Annotated in this window: 17 protein-coding genes and 1 pseudogene; 7 read left to right on the forward strand and 11 right to left on the reverse strand. The window is 66.9% G+C overall.

Features of this window, described 5'->3' with window-relative positions:
* Window positions 1-70 precede the first annotated feature (70 nt).
* Window positions 71-737, forward strand: a pseudogene (gene maiA, locus I3K84_RS03535) (maleylacetoacetate isomerase).
* A 5-nt stretch (window positions 738-742) separates the two neighbouring features.
* Window positions 743-1,594, forward strand: a complete 852-nt coding sequence (gene pgeF / locus I3K84_RS03540) for a peptidoglycan editing factor PgeF (protein WP_231403405.1) — start codon at window positions 743-745, stop codon at window positions 1,592-1,594.
* On the opposite strand, the gene I3K84_RS03545 is transcribed toward pgeF, so the two are convergent.
* On the reverse strand, window positions 1,511-1,801 hold the full coding sequence (locus I3K84_RS03545) for a hypothetical protein (RefSeq protein ID WP_011805318.1): 291 nt from the start codon (window positions 1,799-1,801) through the stop codon (window positions 1,511-1,513). The genes pgeF and I3K84_RS03545 overlap by 84 nt on opposite strands.
* A 152-nt stretch (window positions 1,802-1,953) precedes the next feature.
* Between I3K84_RS03545 and I3K84_RS03550 the strand changes: the two genes are divergently transcribed.
* The 3 genes from I3K84_RS03550 to phbB all read left to right on the forward strand — a co-directional run bounded on the left by I3K84_RS03550 (window position 1,954) and on the right by phbB (window position 5,975).
* Complete coding sequence (locus tag I3K84_RS03550) at window positions 1,954-3,672, forward strand: alpha/beta hydrolase (RefSeq protein WP_196995530.1); 1,719 nt, start codon at window positions 1,954-1,956, stop codon at window positions 3,670-3,672.
* A gap of 141 nt (window positions 3,673-3,813) precedes the next feature.
* Window positions 3,814-4,992 (forward strand): acetyl-CoA C-acetyltransferase, encoded by a 1,179-nt coding sequence (locus I3K84_RS03555; RefSeq protein ID WP_196995531.1) that lies wholly within the window; start codon window positions 3,814-3,816, stop codon window positions 4,990-4,992.
* Window positions 4,993-5,237: 245 nt separating this feature from the next.
* Window positions 5,238-5,975: an acetoacetyl-CoA reductase gene (gene phbB, locus I3K84_RS03560; RefSeq protein WP_015913416.1), complete on the forward strand. Its 738-nt coding sequence runs from the start codon at window positions 5,238-5,240 to the stop codon at window positions 5,973-5,975.
* A gap of 448 nt (window positions 5,976-6,423) precedes the next feature.
* Here phbB and I3K84_RS03565 read toward each other — a convergent pair whose 3' ends face one another.
* Genes I3K84_RS03565 through dapC form a run of 6 tightly spaced genes read right to left on the reverse strand, consistent with a single transcriptional unit; the run spans window position 6,424 to window position 13,841 of the window.
* Window positions 6,424-8,394, reverse strand: coding sequence for an ABC-F family ATP-binding cassette domain-containing protein (locus I3K84_RS03565; RefSeq protein WP_135148951.1), 1,971 nt, complete (start codon window positions 8,392-8,394; stop codon window positions 6,424-6,426).
* Window positions 8,395-8,440: 46 nt separating this feature from the next.
* Window positions 8,441-9,370, reverse strand: a complete 930-nt coding sequence (gene prmB / locus I3K84_RS03570; RefSeq protein ID WP_196995532.1) for a 50S ribosomal protein L3 N(5)-glutamine methyltransferase — start codon at window positions 9,368-9,370, stop codon at window positions 8,441-8,443.
* Window positions 9,367-10,542: a succinyl-diaminopimelate desuccinylase gene (dapE, locus tag I3K84_RS03575; RefSeq protein ID WP_011805312.1), complete on the reverse strand. Its 1,176-nt coding sequence runs from the start codon at window positions 10,540-10,542 to the stop codon at window positions 9,367-9,369. Before dapE ends, prmB begins: the two co-directional genes overlap by 4 nt.
* Before the next feature lie 43 nt (window positions 10,543-10,585).
* Window positions 10,586-11,749 carry a PilT/PilU family type 4a pilus ATPase gene (locus I3K84_RS03580; RefSeq protein WP_011805311.1) on the reverse strand — a complete coding sequence of 388 codons (1,164 nt, stop codon included), beginning with the start codon at window positions 11,747-11,749 and terminating at the stop codon, window positions 10,586-10,588.
* A gap of 56 nt (window positions 11,750-11,805) precedes the next feature.
* Window positions 11,806-12,630, reverse strand: coding sequence for a 2,3,4,5-tetrahydropyridine-2,6-dicarboxylate N-succinyltransferase (gene dapD, locus I3K84_RS03585; protein WP_015913412.1), 825 nt, complete (start codon window positions 12,628-12,630; stop codon window positions 11,806-11,808).
* An 8-nt stretch (window positions 12,631-12,638) separates the two neighbouring features.
* Window positions 12,639-13,841, reverse strand: a complete 1,203-nt coding sequence (gene dapC / locus I3K84_RS03590) for a succinyldiaminopimelate transaminase (RefSeq protein ID WP_047351478.1) — start codon at window positions 13,839-13,841, stop codon at window positions 12,639-12,641.
* Between the two features lie 220 nt (window positions 13,842-14,061).
* On the opposite strand from dapC, the gene I3K84_RS03595 reads away from it, so the two are divergent.
* Window positions 14,062-15,525: a methyl-accepting chemotaxis protein gene (locus I3K84_RS03595; protein ID WP_196995533.1), complete on the forward strand. Its 1,464-nt coding sequence runs from the start codon at window positions 14,062-14,064 to the stop codon at window positions 15,523-15,525.
* An 82-nt stretch (window positions 15,526-15,607) separates the two neighbouring features.
* On the opposite strand, the gene I3K84_RS03600 is transcribed toward I3K84_RS03595, so the two are convergent.
* The 3 genes from I3K84_RS03600 to I3K84_RS03610 all read right to left on the reverse strand — a co-directional run bounded on the left by I3K84_RS03600 (window position 15,608) and on the right by I3K84_RS03610 (window position 18,802).
* Window positions 15,608-16,246: an RnfABCDGE type electron transport complex subunit B gene (locus tag I3K84_RS03600; protein WP_196995534.1), complete on the reverse strand. Its 639-nt coding sequence runs from the start codon at window positions 16,244-16,246 to the stop codon at window positions 15,608-15,610.
* A gap of 8 nt (window positions 16,247-16,254) precedes the next feature.
* Window positions 16,255-17,562 (reverse strand): polyhydroxyalkanoate depolymerase, encoded by a 1,308-nt coding sequence (locus tag I3K84_RS03605; protein ID WP_196995535.1) that lies wholly within the window; start codon window positions 17,560-17,562, stop codon window positions 16,255-16,257.
* 169 nt (window positions 17,563-17,731) lie between these two features.
* Complete coding sequence (locus I3K84_RS03610; RefSeq protein ID WP_172206814.1) at window positions 17,732-18,802, reverse strand: GTP pyrophosphokinase family protein; 1,071 nt, start codon at window positions 18,800-18,802, stop codon at window positions 17,732-17,734.
* A gap of 234 nt (window positions 18,803-19,036) precedes the next feature.
* Here I3K84_RS03610 and I3K84_RS03615 point away from each other — a divergent pair, with 234 nt between their 5' ends.
* A complete protein-coding gene (locus I3K84_RS03615) occupies window positions 19,037-21,457 on the forward strand; it encodes an EAL domain-containing protein (RefSeq protein ID WP_231403406.1) in 2,421 nt (806 codons plus the stop codon).
* Here the strand turns inward: I3K84_RS03615 and I3K84_RS03620 are convergent.
* Window positions 21,405-22,523 carry an IS630 family transposase gene (locus tag I3K84_RS03620; protein WP_231403305.1) on the reverse strand — a complete coding sequence of 373 codons (1,119 nt, stop codon included), beginning with the start codon at window positions 22,521-22,523 and terminating at the stop codon, window positions 21,405-21,407. The genes I3K84_RS03615 and I3K84_RS03620 overlap by 53 nt on opposite strands.
* Between the last annotated feature and the right edge of the window lie 12 nt (window positions 22,524-22,535).

A 22,535-nucleotide genomic window follows, 5' to 3' on the forward strand; every position in this document is an offset into this window, starting at 1 on the left:
CGGCGCGGCGCCGCGCAGGGGTGGGGGCCCGCATTACGCCCGGCGCCGGCTTGGCTTATGCTGCGGCCGCATGAAGCTCTACAACTACTTCCGCTCCTCGGCATCGTTTCGCGTGCGCATCGCGCTGGAAGTCAAGGGCCTGTCCTATGACTACCTGCCGGTCCACCTGGTCAAGGCCGAGCATTTGGCGCCCGGCTATGCCGACCGCGTGGGTGACGCGCTGGTGCCGGCGTTGCAGACCGATGACGGCCACCTGCTCACGCAGTCGATGGCGATCATCGAATATCTGGACGAGACCCACCGCGAGCCTGCGCTGCTGCCCGGCGACGCGCTGGCGCGCGCGCGTGCGGGCGCTGGCGCAGATGGTGGCCTGCGAGATCCACCCCCTGAACAACCTGCGTGTGCTCAAGTACCTCAAGCACCAGCTGCAGGTGGAAGACGCCGCCAAGGACGCCTGGTACCGCCACTGGGTGCGCAAGGGCCTGGAGGCGTTCGAGCGGCAGCTGGTGCTGCTGGACGGCGAACGCCAGGCCGCCGGGCTGGCACCCTCGCGCCTGTGCTGGGGCGATACGCCCACGCTGGCCGACTGCTGCCTGGTGCCGCAGATCTTCAACGGCCGGCGCTTCCATGTGGACATGGACGGCCTGCCGCGCACGATGGCCGCGTTCGACGCATGCATGGCGCTGCCGGCCTTCCAGCGCGCGCAGCCGTCTGCCTGCTCGGACCACGAGGCCTGAAGCCCGTGGCACAGACCGCTCCCTCCGCAGTGCCGCACGACTGGCTGGTTCCGGACTGGCCCGTACCCGCCCGGGTACGTGCGCTGTGCACCACGCGCAACGGCGGCGTGAGCGCGCCGCCCTGGGACAGCTTCAACCTGGGCCGCTTCGTGGGCGACGACCCCGCCGCCGTGCAGGCCAACTGGGCTGCGCTGCAGGATGCGCTGGGTGCTGGCGGCTCCGCGGTACGGGCGGTGTACCTGCGCCAGGTGCATGGCACGGCAGTGCAGCCGCTGGACGCGCACACGCCCGACGGGCTGGACGCCGATGGCTGCACCACGCAGGCCGCAGGCGTGGCCTGCATCGTGATGGCGGCGGATTGTCTGCCGGTACTGTTCACCAACCGCGCGGGTACGCGCGTGGCCGCGGCGCATGCGGGCTGGCGCGGTCTGGCCGCGGGGGTGTTGGAATCGACCTTGGAGTGTTTCAGGCCCGTAGCGCAGGCAGAGCAAGCGCGGGCAGCTATTGAAAACGGAGCGACGGCGGATGCGGATGACGTAATGGCCTGGCTGGGACCCTGCATCGGCCCCGAGGCCTTCGAGGTGGGCGCGGAGGTGCGCGAGGTCTTCTGTGCGCAGGATCCGCGGGCGGCCGCGTACTTCCGCCCGCATGCCAGCGATGGCAAGTGGCTGGCGGACCTGGCCGGGCTGGCACGCCACCGCCTGCGCGCCTGCGGTGTTACGGCGCTGTACGGCAACGACAGCACCAGCGCCTGGTGCACGGTGGCCAATCCGTTACGGTTCTTTTCGCACCGGCGGGACACCTCCCGGCTTGGCAGCAGCGGGCGCATGGCCGCCTGCATCTGGCTGGCCGCCTGAGGCGGCTTCCACCTCGGCCTGCTGCCGGGCGCGCAGCGCGCGCTTTCGCCCGGGCGTGCCCAGGATGTAGAGCACGATGGACATGGGCAGCAGCCCGTACAGCACGAAGGTGACGCTGGCGCCCAGCGCCGTGCCGTTGGCGGACGTGGCCTCGGCCAAGGCCATCAACACGGTGACATACAGCCATGCGATAACCACCAGGTACATGATCGATTCCGAAAGGCAAAGCGGCGATTGTGGCCGGCTTGCCACGGCGGCGGAAACCCAAAGCCCTGCGAATGCGCTGCAGTTTTCCGAGGCACTGCCTGCTGGGCAACAATGACACATGGGGCCCGCGCCTGGGCCGCGATGGAGGCTGCATGAGCACGAATTTCGACGCCAGCTGGGCCGACAGCGCCCGGCAGTTTCAGCAGATGGTGGGCGAGGGCTGGAGTCAGATGCTGCAGGTCCTGCAGCCCAAGGAAATGGGCGCCGCGCTGTCCATGCCAGCTGCCGGCCCGGTGAGCTTCGCGCCCGACAAGCTGGCTGCGGTGCAGCAGCGGTACCTGCAAGAGGTGCAGGCGCTGTGGAGCCACGCGCTGCATCACGACGATGCACCCCTCAGCAACGACCGCCGGTTCGCGGGCGAGAATTGGGCGCACAACCCGTTGTCGGCGTTCTCGGTCGCGGCCTACCAGTTGCAGGCGCACGCGCTCATGGGACTGGTCGACGCGGTGCAGGCCGACGACAAGACCCGCGCACGCATCCGCTTCAGCGTGGAGCAATGGCTGGCCGCCATGGCGCCCAGCAACTTCCTGGTGTTCAACGCGGATGCGCAGCAAAAGGCCCTGGAAACGCACGGCGAGAGCATCGCCAAGGGCGTGGCCAACCTGCTGCACGACTTGGGCCAGGGGCATATCTCGATGACCGACGAGAGCCGCTTCGAAGTGGGTCGCAACGTGGCCACCACCGAGGGTGCCGTGGTGTTCGAGAACGAGCTGTTCCAGCTGCTGGAATACAAGCCGCTCACCGCCAAGGTGTACGAGCGGCCCCTGCTCATGGTGCCTCCGTGCATCAACAAGTACTACATCCTGGACCTGCAGCCCGACAACTCGCTGATCCGCCATGCCGTGGCCCAGGGCCACCGCACCTTCGTGGTGAGCTGGCGCAACCCCGATGCATCGCTGGCGCACAAGACCTGGGACGACTACATCGACGAGGCCGTGCTCACGGCCATCGCCACCGTGCAGCAGATCGCTGGCGCCAAGCAGATCAACGCCCTGGGCTTTTGCGTGGGCGGCACCATGCTGGCCACGGCGCTCGCGGTGCTGGCGGCGCGCGGCGAGGAGCCTGTGGCCAGCTGCACTTTCCTGACCACGCTGATCGATTTTGCCGACACCGGCATCCTCGATGTGTTCATCGACGAAGGCTTCGTGCGCATGCGCGAACTGCAGATGGGGCAGGGCGGGCTCATGAAGGGCCAGGACCTGGCATCCACCTTCAGCTTTCTGCGCCCGAACGATCTGGTGTGGAACTACGTGGTGGGCAACTACCTCAAGGGCGAGACGCCTCCGCCCTTCGACCTGCTGTACTGGAACAGCGACAGCACCAACCTGCCGGGGCCGTACTACGCCTGGTACCTGCGCAACTTCTACCTGGAGAACAACCTTATCCGGCCGGGGCGGCTCACCGTGTGCGGCGAGTCACTCGACCTGACCCAGGTCCAACTGCCTGTGTACATCTACGGCTCGCGCGAGGATCACATCGTGCCGATCGGCGCGGCCTACGCCTCCACGCAGGTATTGCCGGGGGACAAGCGTTTCGTGATGGGCGCGTCGGGCCATATCGCGGGGGTCATCAACCCGCCCGCCAAGAAAAAGCGCAGCCACTGGCTGCGCGAGGATGGGCAACTGCCCGCCACGCTGGATGCGTGGCTGGCTGGGGCCACCGAACTGCCCGGCAGTTGGTGGGACGACTGGTGCGCATGGCTGCACGGCCACGCCGGTCGGCAGATCGCCGCACCCAAGGCCTATGGAAAGGCGCCGAAGTTCAAGGCCATCGAACCCGCGCCAGGGCGCTACGTGCAGCAAAAGGCCTGAGGCCGGCGCCGCACGCTCCCGGGGCGGCGTTGCGGCGGGCTGCGGGGTGACTACGCAATAGTCCTGACACCGGGCCGACAGACAATGGCTACTGGCCTGCGGCCGTGCAGCCGGCAGGTGCCACTCCCGAAAGGACACACCATGGAAGACATCGTCATCGTTTCCGCCGTGCGCACGCCCGTGGGCAAGTTTGGCGGCGCACTGGCCAAGACCCCCGCGACCGATCTGGGCGCCATCGTCATCCGCGAGGCGCTGGCACGCGCCCGCGTCGCTCCCGATCAGGTGGGCGAGGTCATCATGGGCCAGGTGCTTGCGGCCGGCTGCGGCCAGAACCCGGCCCGCCAGGCCATGATGAAGGCGGGGCTGGCCCAGGAGACGCCCGCGCTCACCATCAACGCCGTGTGCGGCTCGGGTCTCAAGGCCGTGATGCTGGCCGCCCAGGCCGTGGCGACGGGCGACAGCGAGATCGTCGTGGCTGGCGGCCAGGAGAACATGAGCCTGGCACCGCACGTGCTCAATGGCTCGCGCGAAGGCCAGCGCATGGGCGACTGGAAGCTGGTCGACACCATGATCGTCGACGGCCTGTGGGACGTGTACAACCAGTACCACATGGGCATCACGGCCGAGAACGTGGCCAGGCAGCACGGCATCACGCGCGAGATGCAGGATGCGCTGGCCCTGGCCAGCCAGCAAAAGGCCGCCGCCGCCCAGGACGCAGGGCGCTTCACGGACGAGATCGTGCCGGTGACACTTGCGCAGAAGAAGGGCGACCCCGTCATATTCGCGGCAGACGAATATCTCAACCGCAAAACCAGTGCCGAAGCTCTGGCTGGCCTGCGCCCCGCCTTCGACAAGGCCGGCTCGGTCACGGCGGGCAATGCCTCGGGCATCAATGACGGTGCGGCCGCCGTGGTGGTGATGAGTGCCACCAAGGCTGCGGCCCTGGGCCTGCAACCGCTGGCCCGCATTGCGGCCTACGGCACCAGTGGACTGGACCCCGCCACCATGGGCATGGGCCCGGTGCCTGCATCCCGCAAGGCACTGCAGCGCGCGGGCTGGAGCGTGGGCGATGTGGACCTGTTCGAACTCAACGAGGCCTTCGCTGCCCAGGCGTGCGCGGTGAACAAGGAGCTCGGCATCGATCCCGCCAAGGTCAACGTGAATGGCGGTGCCATCGCCATCGGTCACCCCATCGGTGCCTCGGGCTGCCGCGTGTTGGTGACCCTGCTGCACGAAATGCAGCGCCGCGATGCCAGGAAGGGCCTGGCCGCCCTGTGCATTGGTGGAGGCATGGGCGTGTCCATGGCGCTGGAGCGTTGAAGGCGCGGCACCCTTTGGGACGGGTGCCCTGCATGCAAAAAGGCCGCACGGGGAAGCCCGTACGGCCTTTTTTGTCGGCGCAGGCGGCAACGGCTGGCTACGGAGTGCAAAAACGCGATGATGCCCGGTTTTTTGCGCCGCAACAATAATGCTGGGGCGCAGTGTTTTCCTCCTCGGTATTGTCGTAATTCTTGGGTAGAGTGGTCACTGATCTGATTCACTTTTGACACATCCAAGGAGCACACATGAGCCAGAAAGTTGCGTACGTCACCGGGGGTATGGGGGGCATCGGCACGGCCATCTGTCAGCGTCTGCACCGGGACGGGTTCAAGGTCATCGCCGGGTGCGGCCCCACGCGCGACTACAACAAGTGGCTGGGCGAGCAAAAGGCGCTGGGCTATACGTTTTACGCGTCGGTCGGGAACGTGGGCAACTGGGAGTCCACGGTGGAAGCCTTCACCCAGGCCAAGGCCGAGCATGGCAGCGTGGATGTGTTGGTGAACAACGCCGGCATCACGCGCGACCGCATGTTCCTCAAGATGTCGCGCGAGGACTGGGACGCTGTCATCGAAACCAACCTCAACAGCATGTTCAACGTGACCAAGCAGGTCGTTGCAGACATGGTGGACAAGGGCTGGGGCCGCATCATCAACATCAGCAGCGTGAACGGCGAGAAAGGCCAGGCCGGCCAGACCAACTACTCGGCGGCGAAGGCGGGCATGCACGGTTTTTCGATGGCGCTGGCGCAGGAGCTGGCCACCAAGGGCGTGACGGTGAATACCGTGAGCCCCGGCTATATCGGCACCGACATGGTCAAGGCGATCCGCCCAGATGTGCTGGAAAAGATCGTCGCCACTGTGCCCGTGAAGCGCTTGGGCGAACCCAGCGAGATCGCGTCCATCATTTCGTGGCTGGCCTCCGAAGAGGGCGGCTATGCCACCGGGGCGGATTTCTCGGTCAACGGCGGCCTGCACATGGGCTGACCTAGCGGCAGCTGGAAAAGGCTGCCTTGAAATGCAAAAGGAACGTGGCAGCACGTTCCTTTTTTGTCTCCACCCTGAAGTGGGCGGTGTGAATCGGGGCCGGTAGCTCCCGGCGGGCCCTGGCAGTGGCTTGGAATTGCGCAGTGCGGCGATTCCTCCAACGAACGGCCTTCAGAACAGGCCGAGTGGACGCTTACAGGCGGGCCGGGGCGCGCTTGCGGTCACGTTCGTCTTCGGGCCAGGCAGAGAGGATTGCAGTCATGGTCATAGGGAAAACTCCTTAGATGTACCCACAACGCGGCCCCCTGGGAGGGCGTTGACAGTGCGCTGCAAAAAAATGCAACCCCGGGATATCCCCGGAATTTACTCCTGAAAAAGGAGCTGTCTGCGCTTTATGCGTAAGGCTTGGAGGCTGTTTTTATACATATACCAAAAATACCTGTAGCCCTTAGCGCGCCAGTTCCTCCAGCGCTGAGGAAACATCCAGCCACTTTTCCTCAAGGGCTGTCACCTCTTCGGTGCAGTCCTTGAGCCTCCGTCCGCATTCCGCGATCTCCGCGGGGGGCAACGGCTGCATGAGCCGTTCTTCCAACTGCGCTTTTTCCCGGTTCAGGGCTTCCAGGCGCTGGTCGATTTTTTCCAGCTCTCGCTTGAGGGGGCGGGTTTTCTCGGCCAGTTGTTGGCGGGCCTGGGCTTCCTGGCGGCGCTGTTCGCGGGCGTCGCGCAGGGGAGGGGCGGCAGTGGCGGTTGGGGACGCGGCCTCGGCAACGACCACCTGCTCGGCTGCGCGGGCCAGTTCGCGCAGGCGTTTGGACTCCTCAAGCAGGTAGCGCTGGTAATCGTCCAGATCGCCGTCGAAGGGCGCCACGGCACCCCGGCCCACCAGCCAGAACTCATCGCACACGGCGCGCAGCAGCGCCCGGTCGTGGCTGACCAGCATCACCGTGCCCTCGAACTCGTTGAGCGCCATGGACAACGCCTCACGCGTGGCCAGGTCCAGGTGATTGGTGGGCTCGTCCAGCAGCAACAGGTTGGGACGCTGCCAGACGATCATGGCCAGTACCAGGCGGGCCTTCTCCCCGCCGCTCATGGTGCCCACGGCCTGGTGCACCATGTCGCCGCTGAAGTTGAAGCTGCCCAGGAAGTTGCGCAGGTCCTGCTCGCGGCTGGGTTCCTGGGCCTGGGCACCCAGTTCGCGCGCCAGGCGCACCATGTGCTCCAGCGGGTTATCGCCGGGGCGCAGCACGTCCAGCTCCTGCTGCGCGAAGTAGCCGATCGACAGGCCCTTGCCCTCGGTCAGGGTGCCGGAGAGCGGCGCCATGGTGCGGGCGATGGTCTTGACCAGCGTGGACTTGCCCTGGCCGTTGGCGCCCAAAATGCCGATGCGCTGGCCGGCCAGTACCGAGCGGTTCACGTGGCGCAGGATGGTGGTCTCGCTGCCATCCTCGGCGCGATAACCGAAGGACGCGTCGGTGATGGCCAGCATCGGGTTGGGCAGGTTGGCCGGCTCCTTGAACTCGAAGGTGAAGTCGGCCGAGGCCAGCACGGGGGCGATCTTCTCCATGCGCTCCAGCGCCTTCACGCGGCTTTGTGCCTGCTTGGCCTTGGTGGCCTTGGCCTTGAACCGATCGATGAATTTCTGCAGGTGCGCGATTTTGTCCTGCTGGCGCTCGTAGGCCGACTGCTGCAGTTCCAGCTGCTGGGCGCGCAGCTCCTCGAACTTGCTGTAGTTGCCGCCGTAGCGGGTCAGGCGCGCGTTATCGATGTGCAGCGTGACCTGGGTCACGGCGTCGAGGAATTCGCGGTCGTGGCTGATGACGACCAAGGTACCGTTGTAGCGCTGCAGCCACGCTTCCAGCCATACCAGCGCGTCCAGGTCCAAGTGGTTGGTGGGCTCGTCCAGCAGCAGCAGGTCGCTGGGGCACATCAGCGCGCGCGCCAGTTGCAGGCGCATGCGCCAGCCGCCGGAGAAGCTGTTGACCGGGCGCTCCAGTTCCGCCACCTGAAAGCCCAGACCCAGGATGAGCGCCTGCGCGCGCGCGGTGGCGTCGTGCGCACCGGCGTCTGCCAGGTCGGAATGCGCCTGGGCGATGGCCATGCCATCCCCCGCCTGCTCGGCCGTGTGCAGCGCCTGGCGCAGCTCCGACAAACGGGTGTCGCCCTCCAGTACGAAGGCGGTGGCAGACTCGTCCGTCTCTGGCATGTTCTGCGCCACCTGGGCCATGCGCCAGGCCGCGGGCAGGAAGAAGTCACCGCCGTCTTCGTGCAGCGAACCATTGAGCAGCGCAAACAGCGTGGACTTGCCAGCGCCGTTACGCCCGACCAGGCCGACATGCTCCCCGGGGTTGATGGTGACGGAGACGCCGTCGAGCAATACCTTGGCGCTGCGGCGCAGCGTGACGTTCTTCAGGGTGATCATGGGTCAAAACCAATGGACGGGGCGGGGGCCGGACGGGCCGGCGCCGTCACTTTGCGGAAGCGAGTGGGAGCAGGGCCTGGCGCGTGAGCAGCAGCACCTGGTCGCTGCCGGCGCTGGTCTCCAGCCAGAACACGGGCAGGTCGGGAAAGGCGGCCTCGAAGTGTTCGCGTTCGTTGCCGATCTCCAGCACCAGCACGGCGTCTTCGCTCATGCGCGCCGGGGCGTCGGCCAACAGCTGGCGAATGAAGTCCATGCCGTCGCTGCCGCCGCGCATATTGCCGGACAGGGCCAGCTCGGGCTCGGCCCGGTATTCGGGCGGCAGCTGGGCCATGCTGGCGGCGTTGACGTAGGGCGGGTTGCACAGGATCAGGTCCCAGGGGCCGGGCAGGGCGGCCAGGCCGTCGGACTCGACCAGCGTGATGCGCTCCTGCAGCCCGTGCCGCTCCACGTTGATGCGGGCTACGGCCAACGCGTCGGGCGAGAGGTCGGCGCCCGTCACCTGCACGTCGGGATACGCCATGGCGGCCAGCACGGCCAGGCTGCCGTTGCCGGTGCACAGGTCGAGCACGTGGCGCGTCTGGTCGCTGAGCCAGTCGTCGATGCTGCCGTCGGCCAGCAGTTCGGCAATGAAGCTGCGCGGCACGATGGCGCGCTCATCCACGTAGAACGGCACGCCCTGCAACCAGGCCTCGCGCGTGAGGTAGGCAGCCGGTTTGCGCGTGGCGATGCGTTCTTCAAAAAGCGTAGCTACCATCGCTTGATGGGCGGGCGTTACGGGCCGATTTGCCACTGAACCTTCAGCACCCTCGTCGAGCACGCTGTCCAGCGGCAGCCCCAGGCGCCACAGCACCAGCCAGGCGGCCTCGTCCTGTGCGTTGGCGGTGCCGTGGCCGAAGGCCACGCCGGCCTGTGTGAGGCGCGCTGCGCCGCTGGCGACCAGCGCCCCGATGGTGTCGCCCTGGACTGCCGCGGTCATGCACCCGCCAGTGCGTTGAGGTGCTCGAGCGTGCGGCGGTAGATGTTCTTGAGCGGCTCGATGTCGACCAAGCGCACGTTCTCGTCGATCTTGTGGATGCTGGCGTTGGGCGGGCCCAGCTCGATCACCTGGGGGCAAATCTGGGCAATGAAGCGCCCGTCGCTGGTGCCGCCGGTGGTGGACAGCTCGGTTTCCAACCCGGTCTCGGCGCGGATGGCTTGCTGCACCGCCTGCACCAGTTCGCCCGGCGTGGTCAGGAAGGGCTGGCCGCCCAGCGTCCAGGTCAGGTCGTATTCCAGTCCGTGGCGGTCCAGTACCGCATGCACGCGCTGCTGCAGCCCTTCGGCGGTCGATTCGGTGCTGAAGCGGAAGTTGAAGTCGATCACCACCTGGCCGGGGATCACGTTGGTCGCACCGGTGCCGCCGTGGATGTTGCTCATCTGCCAGCTGGTCGGCGGAAAGAAGGCGTTGCCCATATCCCACACGGTGGCGGCGAGCTCGGTGAGCGCGGGCACGGCCTGGTGGATGGGGTTGCGCGCCAGCTGCGGGTAGGCGATGTGGCCCTGCACCCCCCGCACGGTGAGCCGCCCGGACAGCGTGCCGCGGCGGCCGTTCTTGATCATGTCGCCGGTCTGCTCGACCGAGGTAGGCTCGCCCACGATGCACCAGTCCAGCCGCTCCCCGCGCGCGCGCAACTGCTCAATGACCACCTTGGTGCCGTCCACCGAGGGGCCTTCCTCGTCGCTGGTCAGCAGCAGCGCGATATCCAGGCGCGGGTCGGGCGTGGCGGCCAGGAACTCCTCGACCGCGACGACGAATGCGGCGATCGAGGCCTTCATGTCACTCGCGCCGCGGCCGTACAGGCGGCCGTCCCGGTGTGTGGGGGTGAACGGCGGGCTGCTCCACTGCTCCACGGGGCCCGTGGGCACCACGTCGGTGTGGCCGGCGAATACTACTGTTTTGGTAGCTGCTTGCGCTTGTCCAGAGAGCGCTGCACTGCGTTTTGACCACAAATTGCTGACGCGGAAGTTCTCGGGCCCGCTGTCCAGTCGCTCGCAGGCAAAGCCCAAGGGAGCGAGGCGCCGGGCCAGCAGGTCCAGGCAGCCCGCGTCGTCGGGCGTGACGGAGGGGCGGGCGATGAGCTGTTCGGTCAGTAGCAGGGTGGGGGACATGGGTACAGGCGGCGCACTGCCGTGCAGCGGCCGCGAAACGGGCTCAGGCGGGCTTGACGTCCAGCACGATCTCGGTGAACGAGGGGGCATCGTCCTCGGACTGCTGGCCGGCGTCGTTGACGGCGCGCGCCGACTTCGCGGCAGCCGAGAAGTCGTTTTGCAGGCGCCACATGAGGTTGGTGGGGGAATCGGCGTAGGCCAGGCCTTCCTTGCGGTCGATCTTGCCCTCCAGGATCAGGTGGGCCAGCGCTTCCTCGAAGGTCTGCGAGCCTTCGGCCATGGATTTTTCCATGGCCTCGCGGATCCCCGAGAAGTCGCCCTTTTCCACCAGCTCAGCCACCAGCTTGGTGTTGAGCATGACCTCCGCCGCGGGCACGCGCTCGCCGGTCGTGGTGCGTACCAGGCGCTGCGAGATGATGGCCTTGAGCGCGGACGCCAGGTCGCCCAGCATCGTGGGGCGCACCTCCACGGGATAGAACGACAGGATGCGGTTGAGGGCGTGGTAGCTGTTGTTGCCGTGCAGCGTGGCCAGGCACAGGTGGCCCGACTGGGCGTAGGCGATGGCGGCGGACATGGTCTCGCGGTCGCGGATTTCGCCGATCAGGATCACGTCGGGCGCCTGTCGTAGCGCGTTCTTGAGCGCGGTCTGCAGCGACTGGGTGTCGCTGCCGATCTCCCGCTGGTTGACGATGGACTTCTTGTTCTTGAACTGGTATTCGACCGGGTCCTCCACCGTGAGGATGTGGCCGGTCATGGACTCGTTGCGCGCGTCCAGCATCGCCGCCAGCGTCGTGCTCTTGCCCGAGCCCGTGGCGCCCACGAGCAGGATCAGGCCGCGCTTTTCCATGATCAGCTCGCTGAGCACCGGCGGCAGGTGCAGCGTGGACAACTGCGGGATGTTCTGCGTGATGAAGCGGATCACCACCGCATAGGTGCCGCGCTGGCGCATCGCGCTGACGCGAAAGCGCCCCACGCCGGTGAGCGGCACACCCATGTTGAGCTCACCGGTCTCTTCCAGCTCTTCGATGCGGTCGGGGGGGACGATCTCGGACAGCAGGTTCTTGGGCGCGTCGGGCGGCAGGATCTGGCTGTTGATCGGCACGCATTCGCCGTTGATCTTGATCAGCGCCGGTGCGTTGGCCGACAGGTAGACATCGGATGCCTTCTTGTCGGCCATCAGGCGCAGAATCCGCTCCATCGTGCTCATGCTGGTTCCCTCTCAGTGCTGGTTATGTATGCGTGCAGTGCCGGTGCGGCGTAGCTTCAGTCGCGCAGCAGGTCGTTCAGGCTGGTGGTGGAGCGGGTCTTGGCGTCCACCTTCTTGACGATGATGGCCGCGTACATGCTGTAGCGGCCGCCGTCCTTGGGTAGGTTGCCGCTGACCACCACCGAGCCAGCGGGCACGCGGCCGTAGGTGGTCTCGCCCGTGGTGCGGTCGTAGATCGGCGTGCTCTGACCGATGTACACGCCCATGCTGATGACCGAGTTCTCTTCGACGATCACGCCCTCGACGACTTCGGAGCGCGCGCCGATGAAGCAGTTGTCCTCGATGATGGTCGGGTTGGCCTGCAGGGGCTCGAGCACGCCGCCCAGCCCCACGCCGCCGGACAGGTGCACGTTCTTTCCGACCTGCGCGCACGAGCCCACGGTGGCCCAGGTGTCCACCATGGTGCCTTCGTCCACATAGGCGCCGATGTTCACGTAGCTGGGCATCAGGATCGCGCCCTTGGCGATGAAGCTGCCGCGGCGCGCCACGGCCGGCGGCACCACGCGCACGCCGGTGGCGGCCATCTCGTCGGCGGACAGGTGGGCGAACTTGGTGGGCACCTTGTCGAAGAAGCCCAGGTCGCCGGCCTTCATGAGCTCGTTGTCCTTCAGGCGGAACGACAGCAGCACGGCCTTCTTGATCCACTGGTGCACGGTCCACTGGCCCACGCCCTCGCGCGTGGCCACGCGCAGCCTGCCGTTGTTGAGTTCGGCGATCACATGCTCGACGGCATCCACCACTTCCTTGGGCGCGGCGGAGGGCGAGAGGCTGGCGCGGTTGTCCCAGGCGTTGTCGATCAGGGTCTGCAATTGTTGGGTCATGGATGGAATCACGTACGGGATTGGATGAATTGCACGATGCGCGAGGCCGCTTCGGCGCATTCCGCGGTCTCGGCCACAAGGGCCATGCGCAAGCGCTGGGCGCCGGGGTTGGCGCCACCGGAATCGCGGGCGAGATAGCTGCCCGGCAATACCGTGACATTGTATTGAGCCAGCAGGGCCTGGGCGAACTCCGCATCGCTCATGCCCAGGGCGTCGGGCACCTTGGCCCAGAGGTAGAAACCCGCGTCGGGCAGGCGCACGTCCATCACCTCGGCGAGCATGGGCGTGACCTGGGCGAACTTCTGGCGGTAAAGGGCACGGTTTTCTTCCACGTGCACCTCATCGTTCCAGGCAGCCACGCTGGCGGCCTGCACGGCGGGCCCCATGGCACTGCCGTGGTAGGTGCGGTACAGCAAAAACGCCTTGATGAGTGCCGCGTCGCCCGCCACGAAGCCGCTGCGCAGGCCCGGCACGTTGCTGCGCTTGGACAGGCTGGTGAAGGCGATCAGGTTGCGGTAGTCGCTGCGTCCGAGCTTGGCTGCAGCCTCCATGCCGCCCAATGGTGGCTCGTCGCGGAAGTAGATTTCGCTGTAGCACTCGTCCGAGGCGATCACGAAACCGTAACGGTCGCTCAGCGCGAAGAGCTTCTCCCACTCGGGCAGGGGCATCACGGCGCCCGTGGGGTTGCCGGGCGAGCACACGAAGAGCAGTTGCGTGCGCTGCCATACCTCCTCGGGCACGCTGTCCCAGTCCACGGCAAAGTTGCGGGCTGGATCGCTCGGGGCGTAGTACGGCGTGGCGCCGGCCAGCAGCGTGGCGCCTTCATAGATTTGGTAGAACGGGTTGGGGCACACCACGGTGGCGCCTGCGCGGGTGGGGTCCACCACGGTTTGCGCGAATGCGAACAACGCCTCGCGCGAACCGTTCACCGGCAGCACCTGCGTGGCGGGGTTGACGGGAATATGGTAGCGCCGCTGCATCCAGCCGGCACAGGCTTCGCGCAGGCTGGGGTCACCGGCGGTGGAGGGGTAGCTGGCCAGGCCTGCCAGGTTGGCGGCCAGGGCCTCCTGGATGAACGGCGGCGTTGCATGGCGTGGCTCGCCGATGCCCAGGCTGATGGCGCGGTGAGCGGCCGAGGGTGTCACCCCCGCAAAAAGCTGTCGCAGCCGCTCGAACGGATAGGGCTGCAGTAGGGAGAGCAGGGGATTCATAGGGGGGCGATTATCAGGGATGCGGCCGGGCGCCACAGGGCGCGGCCCCGCCACCCGTTCCCAAAAACAACTACAGGGTTTGATCGCTCTACACAGCCGTCAAATTTGGTTACAAACGGCATCAATTCATCAGTGCGACGCGCCAGGGCGCACATTTCAGCCATCGAGGGGGACAAAAGCGATGACGGTTTCATTCATTCTGCGACCTGGCGTAGGGCTCATGCGGCGCCTGCGTTTCTCGGCCAAGCTGGCCCTGTTGGGAGGCGTGGCCGTGTTGGCACTGCTGGCCGTCGCGGGGGCGCAGGGGTGGGGGCCGCGCGCCACGTGGGCCGTGTGTGGCGTGGCGGTGCTGGCCACCGCCTATCTGGCCACGGCTTTCCAGGCCAGTGTGGCGGGCGACGTGCGGCGGCTGGGCGGCGTAATGGAGCGCGCGGCGCAGGGCGACCTGTGCAGCCGGGCCGAAGTGCGCGGCCGCGATGAACTGGCGCACATGGGCGAGCAACTCAACCGCATGGTGTACACGCTCTCGTCGATGGTGGCCGACATCCGCAGCAACGCGGCGCTGGTGGCGCACGCGGGTCAAAGCCTGGCGGCGGACAACCGCGAACTGGCCGACCGGACCGAACAACAGGCCGCCAGCCTGGAGCAGACCGCGGCCAGCGTGGAGGAGCTGTCTTCCGCCGTGAACAACAACGCGCAGGCGGCTAGCGTGGCCGATCAGCGCGCCGGCGAGGTGCGCCAAGCCGCTGAGGCGGGCACCCAGGCGATGGCGCGGGCGGTGGAGGCGGTGCAGGGCATCCAGAACGATGCCCGTCGCATGGGCGAGATCATCCAGGTGATCGACGGCATCGCCTTCCAAACCAACATCCTGGCGCTGAATGCCGCCGTGGAAGCGGCACGCGCGGGCGAGCAGGGCCGGGGTTTTGCGGTGGTGGCAGCCGAGGTGCGCACGCTGGCGGGCCGCTCGGCCGAGGCGGCGCGCGAGATCCGCGACCTCATTGGCACGTCCGTGCGGCAGGTGGAGGGCAGCGCGGGGCTGATCCGCACCGCCGGTGAGGGCATTGCGGCCATGGCGCAAGGCATCCGTGGCGTGGCCGGGCATGTGAGCGAAATCTCCCACTCGGTCAATGAACAGGGCACGGGTCTGCGCGAGATCAGCACCGCGGTGCAGCAACTGGACCAGATCACGCAGCGCAATGCCCAGATGGTGAGCGATGCCCTGCGCGAGGCGCAGGCGCTGGAGAGCCGGGCGTCCACCCTGTCCCGGGCGGTGCTGGCGTTTCGTCTGCAGCAGGGTACGGCCGAGGAGGCCGTGGCCCTGGTGCAGCGCGCCGCCGCCGTGCAGCGCGGCCTGCCGCGCGACGCCTTTCTGCGCACGTTGACCGACCCTGCACAGCCCTACCACGACCGCGACATGTACGTGTTTGCGCTCGATGCGGGCGGCACCTACCTGGCCTTCGGGGGCAATCCCGCCAAAGTGGGAACGCGGGTGCAGGACATTCCCGGTATTGCCGGGGATGCGCTGGTCAGCGCCATCGTGGCCCAGGCCGAACGCGCGCCGGGCTGGGTGGAATACGACATCACCAATCCGGCCACGGGCGCGGTGCAAACCAAGATGTCCTACGTGCAGCGCGCGGGAGATGTCTATCTGGGCTGTGGCGTCTACAAGTCGCTCGCGGCCTGATGCGGCAGGCCTGTCGCCGTATCGCCCCGTATTGCCATAGCCCGCTGCGGTCGTGAGCGGTAGGGCTGCCGGCGCAGCGGCGTCAGCCGCGGTCGGCGCGCTGCGCGCGGGCGCGCGCCAGTGCCGCGGCAATGGCTGCGCGCTTGGGATCGGGCGCGTTGTCCGGCGCCGGAGGAACGGGTTCGGGGGCGGTGGCCTGCGCCTCCTCGCGCTGCAGCCGCTCTTGCCGCGCCTGGTAGCGCACGCGCGCCTGCTCGGCCTGCGGGGCTGACCATGCGGCCCAGCCAGTGGCCTGGCCGCTGGCATTTTCCATGCGGATGCAATCCACCGGGCACGCGGGCAGGCACAGTTCGCAGCCCGTGCAGTGTGGCGCGATCACGGTGTGCATGCGCTTGTTGATGCCCAGGATGGCGTCTGTGGGGCAGGCCTTGAGGCACAGCGTGCAGCCGATGCACCAGTTCTCGTCGATCACCGCCACGGCGCGCGGGACCTCCGTTCCATGGGCCGCGCTCAGCGGCAGCTCGGGCCGGCCAGTGATGGCGGCCAGGCGTGCAATGCCCTGGGCCCCGCCGGGCGGGCACTGGTTGATCTCGGCCTCGCCCCGAGCGATGGCACCGGCATAGGACTGGCAGTCAGGGTAGCCGCAGCGCGTGCACTGGGTCTGGGGCAGGGCCGCGTCAATGCGCTCGACGAGCGCCTGCTGCGCTGCGGGGGAGGTCATGGCCGGCGTCAGGCGGCGCTGCGTGCGCGGCGGGGGCGTGACGTGGGCTGGGCGGACTGGTTGGCACGGATGAAGTCGCGCACCTGCGGGTAGACCAGCTCGCGCCAGCGGCGGCCGCTGAAAATGCCGTAGTGGCCCGCGCCCTTCACCTCAAGGTGGTTGCGCCGGTCCGCGGCGATGCCGGTGCACAGATCATGCGCCGCCTCGGTCTGGCCGGAGCCGGAGATGTCGTCGAGCTCGCCTTCGATGGTCAGCAGCGCGGTCTGGGTGATGTCCTGGGGGCGCACGCGCTCCACCGCTCCGTCCGGCGAGCGCACGTCCCAGGTGCCGTTGACCAGGCTGTAGTCCTGGAAGACGGTCTTGATGGTCTCCAGGTAATAGTCGGCATCCATGTCGAGCACCGCGTTGTACTCGTCGTAGAACTTGCGGTGGGCCTCGGCGCTGGCGTCATCGCCCTTGATGAGGTTCTTGAAGTAATCGTAGTGGCTGCTGGCGTGCCGGTCCGGGTTCATGGCCACGAAGCCCATGTGCTGCAGAAAGCCCGGGTACACGCGGCGGCCGGCGCCGGGGAATTTGCTGGGTACGCGGTAGATGACGTTGTTCTCGAACCACTCCAAGCTGTGTTGGGTGGCCAGGTTGTTCACCGCCGTGGGTGAGCGGCGCGCATCGATGGGGCCGCCCATCATGGTCATGGACAGTGGCGTGGTCTCACCGCGGCTGGCCATCAGCGAGACGGCGGCCAGTACCGGCACGGTGGGCTGGCAGACGCTCATCACATGGCAGTTGCCGTATTGGCCCTGCAGGTAGCGGATGAACTCCTGCACGTAGTTCACATAGTCGTCCAGGTGGAACTCGCCCTCCTGCAGCGGCACCATGCGCGCGTTCTTCCAGTCGGTGATGTAGACCTTGTGGCTCTCCAGCATGGAGCGTACGGTGTCGCGCAGCAGCGTGGCGTAGTGGCCCGACAACGGCGCCACGATCAGCACCACGGGCTGGCCCTTGAGCTTGAGCAAGGTGGCCGGGTCGTCCGAAAACCGCTTGAAGCGGCGCAGTTCGCAGAAAGGCTTGTCGACGTCCACGCGCTCATGGATGGCCACGCTCACGCCATCCACGTCCACGGTGCTGATGCCGAACTCGGGTTTCTCGTAGTCCTTGCACAGGCGGTACAGCAGTTCATAGCCCGCCGAGATGCGATGGGCCAGTTGCGTCTCGCTGAACGGCCACAGCGGGTTGCTGTAGAACTTGGCGGCGGCCTGCGCCAGGTCGGCGAAGGGCTCCATGAGGGAGCGCTGGGTCTCGTAGAGGGTGTACAGCATGGGGCAGGACCAAGTTATGTTGCAGTGCAATATATCAGCAGTTGCATTTGCTTGCGTGTCGTGCAACTACGCATTCAGTGTCCCGCGCGCGACATTGGCGGGCGGGCTTGATGCAATGCTTTTGATAGCTGTCAGCGCTTGATGGACAAGCGCTGGAGGTCGATTTGACTTATATCAGGGTGGGATTTTCCTGCAACCACGCTTCGAAGGCTTCGCGCGAGCTGTTGCGCAGCGCGCGGCGAAACGCCTGCCGGTCGCCCAGGTACAGGCAGTGGCGGATCACGGTGAAGGGGTTGAAGCTGCCCTCGGGGTTCTGCGCCTCGTAGAACTGCTTGTAGCGCTTGACGGTGGCAATCGTTTCACGCATCAGCGTGTTGAAGCGGGCACGCGTGATGCCCGGTGACCATGCGCGCATGTCGTCCACGAACAGGTCCACCTTCTGCGCGTCGAACTCCACGTCTTTGAAGAAATGGCGGGCAATCTTCAGGAACGTGAAGGCGTTGAGCTCGCTGCCGGGCGCCGGCGTTCGGCTGGCTTCGGTCTCGGCCTCGGTGGTCTCGTCGGGTGCGTAGAGCAGTTCGGCATCGGTGGCATCGCGGATCTGGCGGAACTCGCGGTCCGCCAGTTCGAACAGGGCGGACAGCACGTTGATGCGGCGCTTGAGTTCGGCCGGAATCGACTTCTTGTACTTGATCTTGTGGTCCAGCACGCTCCACGCGTCCTGGATGATGGTGCGCACCTGTAGCTCGAACGGCTGCGCCGCGTAGGCGGCGTTCTCGGGCAGGGCGGCCTGCACGGCGTTGAGCCGCAGGTCCAGGTGCAGGCCCTTGTAGCCGAAAGAGGCCTCGGTGCCCTCCAGGGCGCTGACCTTGTCGGTCACGTCGATCACGTCGAAGTGCGACTGGACGATCTGCGCCACCTTCTCCAGCTCGTCCTCGTACAGGCAGACCACGCGCACGCCGATCAGGTCGGTGATGTAGGGGCGGATTTCATAGGGTGCCCCGCTTTCCTCCAGCGCCGCGCGGTACTTGCGCGAAAACTTGCGCAGGCATTCATCGCGGTCCTTCACGCGCCCTTCGATCTTGGCGATGTCGATGTGGCGCGCCTGCGACAGCAGCGACTGCAGCAGCGCCATGTAAAACGCGCAGGCGTGGTCCAGCGCCGGGCGCTCCTGCGCATAGAACGCGTGGAACGCGGACTCCTCAGGGGTGAGATGGGTCGTGGGTGAGGGGAGGGGCACGGCAGACGCAGGGGTCAAGGGACAGCCACGGATGGTAAGGCAGGGAAAGGCCTGCGGCGGCCCTCGGCGGGGTAGGACAAGGCCGCGTCCCACAGACGGGCCGCGCTGCGCACGGCAATCTGGCGCTTCCCTATTGTGTTGCGGCGGTCGCTATGCGACGCTTGGAAACGCATGAATAAAGAGGTGGCTGCCCCGAGGGGGTTCGCACAGCACTGGGCCCCATGGCATCCGGGCATGATTGCAGCAGTGGTGCTTTCACTGCTGCTGCTCGCCGTCACCTATTTGGTCTGGCAGGGTGTGGAGCGCGCACGGGACGAGCGCCGGCTGCAGGCTTTCGCCTTGTCCGTGGACCGCGTGGTTTCCAACCTGTCGGACCGCATCGCCGCCTACGAAATGGTGTTGCGTGGCGTCAAGGGCTACTACGAAGGCTCCGACAGCATCGACCAGCAGGAATTCCAGGCCTATGTGGAGGCCTTGCACCTGCCGCAGACGCGCCCGGGCCTGCAGGGCGTGGCGCTGCTGTCGCGCGTCGCGGAATCCACCGGGGCGCGCACGGGGCAGGCGTTGATCACGCACATCGCACCCCAAACGCCGGAAAACCAGCAGGAATTGGGACAGGATGCCATGCTGCAGCCGGCGCGGCGCGAGGCGCTGCTGCGCGCGCGCGACTCCGGGACGCTGGCGCTGTCGGGCCCGCTGGGCAGCCGCGAAGGAGATGCCGGCAGCTCCCTGGTCATGTACCTGCCGCTGTATGCCAGACACGCTGCCGTGGACACTCTGGCCCAGCGCCGCCAGAACATTGCAGGCTGGGTGGCCGCGCCATTTCGCATGGACGACGTAATCCAGGGCCTGGCGCGCGAGCTGGACAGCGACCTTGCGCTGGCCATCCACGACGGCCCCTCGGTGGCGGGTGGGGTGCTGGTGTTTGCGTCGCGCACGGACTATGCATCCCACGCGGTCAATGGCGGGCTGGAGGCCGTGCGCAGCTACGACGTAGGCGGCAGGCGCTGGACGCTGGTGCTGTACCCGCTGCCCTCATTCGAGCAGCGCTTCGAAGGATCCACACACCATCTGGTTGCCCTGCTGGGCGCCGCCTTCAGCCTGCTGGCGGGATGGTTCGTGGGGCAGCAGGTGAACGCGCGACAGCGGGCCATGGCGCTGGCCCGCGAGATGACGCGCGAGTTGCGCCGCACGCGCGATGAGCTGGAAGCCACACTCAATGCCGTGCCCGATCTACTGTTCGAGGTGGACGCACAGGGAGGCATCCACCACTACCGGTCCGCCCGCGCGGACCTGATCGGCACGCGCGCCCAGGCGCTGGTGGGGCGCACGCTGGGGGATGTGTTGCCGCCCGCTGCCGCCGCCGAATGCATGGCTGCGCTGGACGAGGCGGCCGAGTACGGTTATTCCGAAGGGCGGCAGTACAGCCTGGACATCGGGGGCAGCCAGCATTGGTTCGAGCTATCCGTGGCCTGCAAGCAGGGCGGTGCGCCGCAGACCGGGGGCGGCCCGGGCCAGCGCCACTTCATCGCGCTGTCGCGCGACGTCACGCGGCGCCACGAGGCCGAGGCCGCCATGTACCGGCTCGCGTATTTCGACGCGCTCACCGGCCTGCCCAACCGCCGCCTGCTGCTGCAGCGCTTGCAGGATGCACTGGTCACGGCCCAGCAGCAGGGGGGCATGGGCGCGCTGTTCTACATCGACCTGGACAACTTCAAGGAAATCAACGACGCGCGCGGCCACGGTGTGGGCGACGGGCTGCTGGTGCAGGTCGCCGCGCGCCTGCAGGACGCGGCCGGGCCGCAGGAGACCGTGGCACGGCTGGGGAGCGACGAATTCGTCATGCTGGTGCCGCGGCTGGGCGACACCCCCTCCGTTGCGCGTGAGCAGGCCTGCCGGCGCGCCCAGCAGCTGCGCGAATGCCTGGATGCGCCCTATGACCTGGGCGGGGTGCACTACGGCAGTACCGGCAGCATCGGCGTGACGCTGTTTCCCAAGAACGGTGAGGCCGTGGAAGACCTGCTGCGCGAGGCCGACACGGCCATGTTCTGTGCCAAGGACCGGGGGCGCAACCAGGTGTGCTTCTTTGAGCAGGACATGCACGCCGCAGCGCAGGAGCGCCTGGCGCTGCTGCAGGACCTCAAGAGCGCGGTCGACAACGACGCGCTGCTGACCTATGCGCAGCCGCAGGTGGATGCCGCCGGCCAGCTCATCGGCGCGGAGCTGCTGCTGCGCTGGCCGCATCCGCAGCGCGGCTTCGTGCCGCCGGCGCAGTTCATCCCGGTGGCGGAACAGGCGGGGTTGATCGTGCGCATGGGTGCGCGTGTCATCCAGCAGGCCTGCGCCACGCTGGCCGAACTGCACCAGCAGGGCCGGGCGCTGTCGATCTCGGTCAATGTCAGCCCCCGCCAGTTCCGCCAGGCGGACTTCGTGGAGCAGGTGCGCGCGGCGCTGCACAGCACGGGCGCGCCCGCGGCGCTGCTCACGCTGGAGGTCACGGAAAGCCTGCTGGTGGAGAACTGGCAGGACACCGCCCGGCGCATGCACGAGCTGGTGGCGCTGGGCGTGCGCTTTTCCATCGATGACTTCGGCACCGGCTACTCTAGTGTAGTGTTGCATTCTGTTTGGAACTTAATCGGCTATTGGCGCGGATGACCTTTTGCAGGATGTCGCGAGCGTTCTTGGTCCAGATGAACGGCTTGGGGTTGGTGTTGTGATGCGCGATGTACTCATCGATGGCCGAGACGAGTTCGGGCACGCTGGTGAACACCCCGCGGCGTAGCCGGTTCTCGGAGATGTCGCGAAAGAAGCGCTCGACCATGTTCAGCCACGATGCCGAGGTCGGCGTGAAGTGCATGTTGAATCTGGGGTGCTTGGCCAGCCACTCCTGCACAGCTGGATGCTTGTGCGTGGCGTAGTTGTCGGCGATCAGATGCAGCGTCTTGTCCTTGGGCGTCTCCCGATTGATTTGACGCAGGAACTTCAGCCACTCGATGTGGGTGTGGCGCTGCTGGCACTGGCCGATGACCTGACCGTTGAGCACGTTGAGCGCAGCGAACAAGGTGGTTGTGCCGTTGCGCTTGTAGTCGTGCGTCATGGTGGCCGCGCGCCCCTTCTTGAGCGGCAGCCCGGGCTGCGTTCGGTCCAGCGCCTGCACCTGGCTCTTTTCGTCGCAGCACAGCACCAGCGCATGCTCGGGCGGCGACATGTAAAGCCCCACGATGTCTTCGAGCTTTTGCACGAACTGCGGATCGCGCGAGACCTTGAAGCCGCGCACGATGTGAGGCTTGAGACCGTGGGCCTGCCAATGGCGCATCACGGTGCTGGCGCTGACGCCCAACTCAGCGGCCATCGTGCGCGTGCTCCAGTGCGTGGCCGCCTCGGGCTTGGTCTGTGTGGTTAGCTTCACAAGCTTGGCCACATCCACCTTCACCGGCGGTGCGCCGCGCGGCAAGTCGCGCTCGATACCTTGCAGCCCCAATTGCAGGTAGCGTTCACGCCAGCGCGCCACCTGCACGCGCCCAATGCCAAGCTGCTCGGCAATATCCTTGTTTTGCAGCCCCTGCGCGGCCAGCAGCACGATCTGGGCGCGCTGGGCCAATCTGACGCTGGTGCGCTTGGAGCGCGCCAGCCGGCTCAGCTCGCTTTCCTCTTCATCCGTCAACACAATCGTCGGGGCAACTCGCAATTTTTCACTCCAATGCAAACCGTAGTAGAGCATTGGAGCGTGGTT

The sequence above is a fragment of the Diaphorobacter sp. JS3051 genome (assembly GCF_015832135.1).
Taxonomy (GTDB): Bacteria; Pseudomonadota; Gammaproteobacteria; order Burkholderiales; family Burkholderiaceae_C; genus Diaphorobacter; species Diaphorobacter nitroreducens.

What these genes read in the sequence shown, in the direction of transcription:
- I3K84_RS03545 (WP_011805318.1), bottom strand. Translation starts at nt 1,801, where the DNA reads ATGTACCTGGTGGTTATCGCATGGCTGTATGTCACCGTGTTGATGGCC.
- I3K84_RS03550 (WP_196995530.1), top strand. Translation starts at nt 1,954, where the DNA reads ATGAGCACGAATTTCGACGCCAGCTGGGCCGACAGCGCCCGGCAGTTT.
- I3K84_RS03555 (WP_196995531.1), top strand. Translation starts at nt 3,814, where the DNA reads ATGGAAGACATCGTCATCGTTTCCGCCGTGCGCACGCCCGTGGGCAAG.
- phbB (WP_015913416.1), top strand. Translation starts at nt 5,238, where the DNA reads ATGAGCCAGAAAGTTGCGTACGTCACCGGGGGTATGGGGGGCATCGGC.
- I3K84_RS03565 (WP_135148951.1), bottom strand. Translation starts at nt 8,394, where the DNA reads ATGATCACCCTGAAGAACGTCACGCTGCGCCGCAGCGCCAAGGTATTG.
- prmB (WP_196995532.1), bottom strand. Translation starts at nt 9,370, where the DNA reads ATGACCGCGGCAGTCCAGGGCGACACCATCGGGGCGCTGGTCGCCAGC.
- dapE (WP_011805312.1), bottom strand. Translation starts at nt 10,542, where the DNA reads ATGTCCCCCACCCTGCTACTGACCGAACAGCTCATCGCCCGCCCCTCC.
- I3K84_RS03580 (WP_011805311.1), bottom strand. Translation starts at nt 11,749, where the DNA reads ATGAGCACGATGGAGCGGATTCTGCGCCTGATGGCCGACAAGAAGGCA.
- dapD (WP_015913412.1), bottom strand. Translation starts at nt 12,630, where the DNA reads ATGACCCAACAATTGCAGACCCTGATCGACAACGCCTGGGACAACCGC.
- dapC (WP_047351478.1), bottom strand. Translation starts at nt 13,841, where the DNA reads ATGAATCCCCTGCTCTCCCTACTGCAGCCCTATCCGTTCGAGCGGCTG.
- I3K84_RS03595 (WP_196995533.1), top strand. Translation starts at nt 14,062, where the DNA reads ATGCGGCGCCTGCGTTTCTCGGCCAAGCTGGCCCTGTTGGGAGGCGTG.
- I3K84_RS03600 (WP_196995534.1), bottom strand. Translation starts at nt 16,246, where the DNA reads ATGACCTCCCCCGCAGCGCAGCAGGCGCTCGTCGAGCGCATTGACGCG.
- I3K84_RS03605 (WP_196995535.1), bottom strand. Translation starts at nt 17,562, where the DNA reads ATGCTGTACACCCTCTACGAGACCCAGCGCTCCCTCATGGAGCCCTTC.
- I3K84_RS03615 (WP_231403406.1), top strand. Translation starts at nt 19,037, where the DNA reads ATGATTGCAGCAGTGGTGCTTTCACTGCTGCTGCTCGCCGTCACCTAT.
- I3K84_RS03620 (WP_231403305.1), bottom strand. Translation starts at nt 22,523, where the DNA reads ATGCTCTACTACGGTTTGCATTGGAGTGAAAAATTGCGAGTTGCCCCG.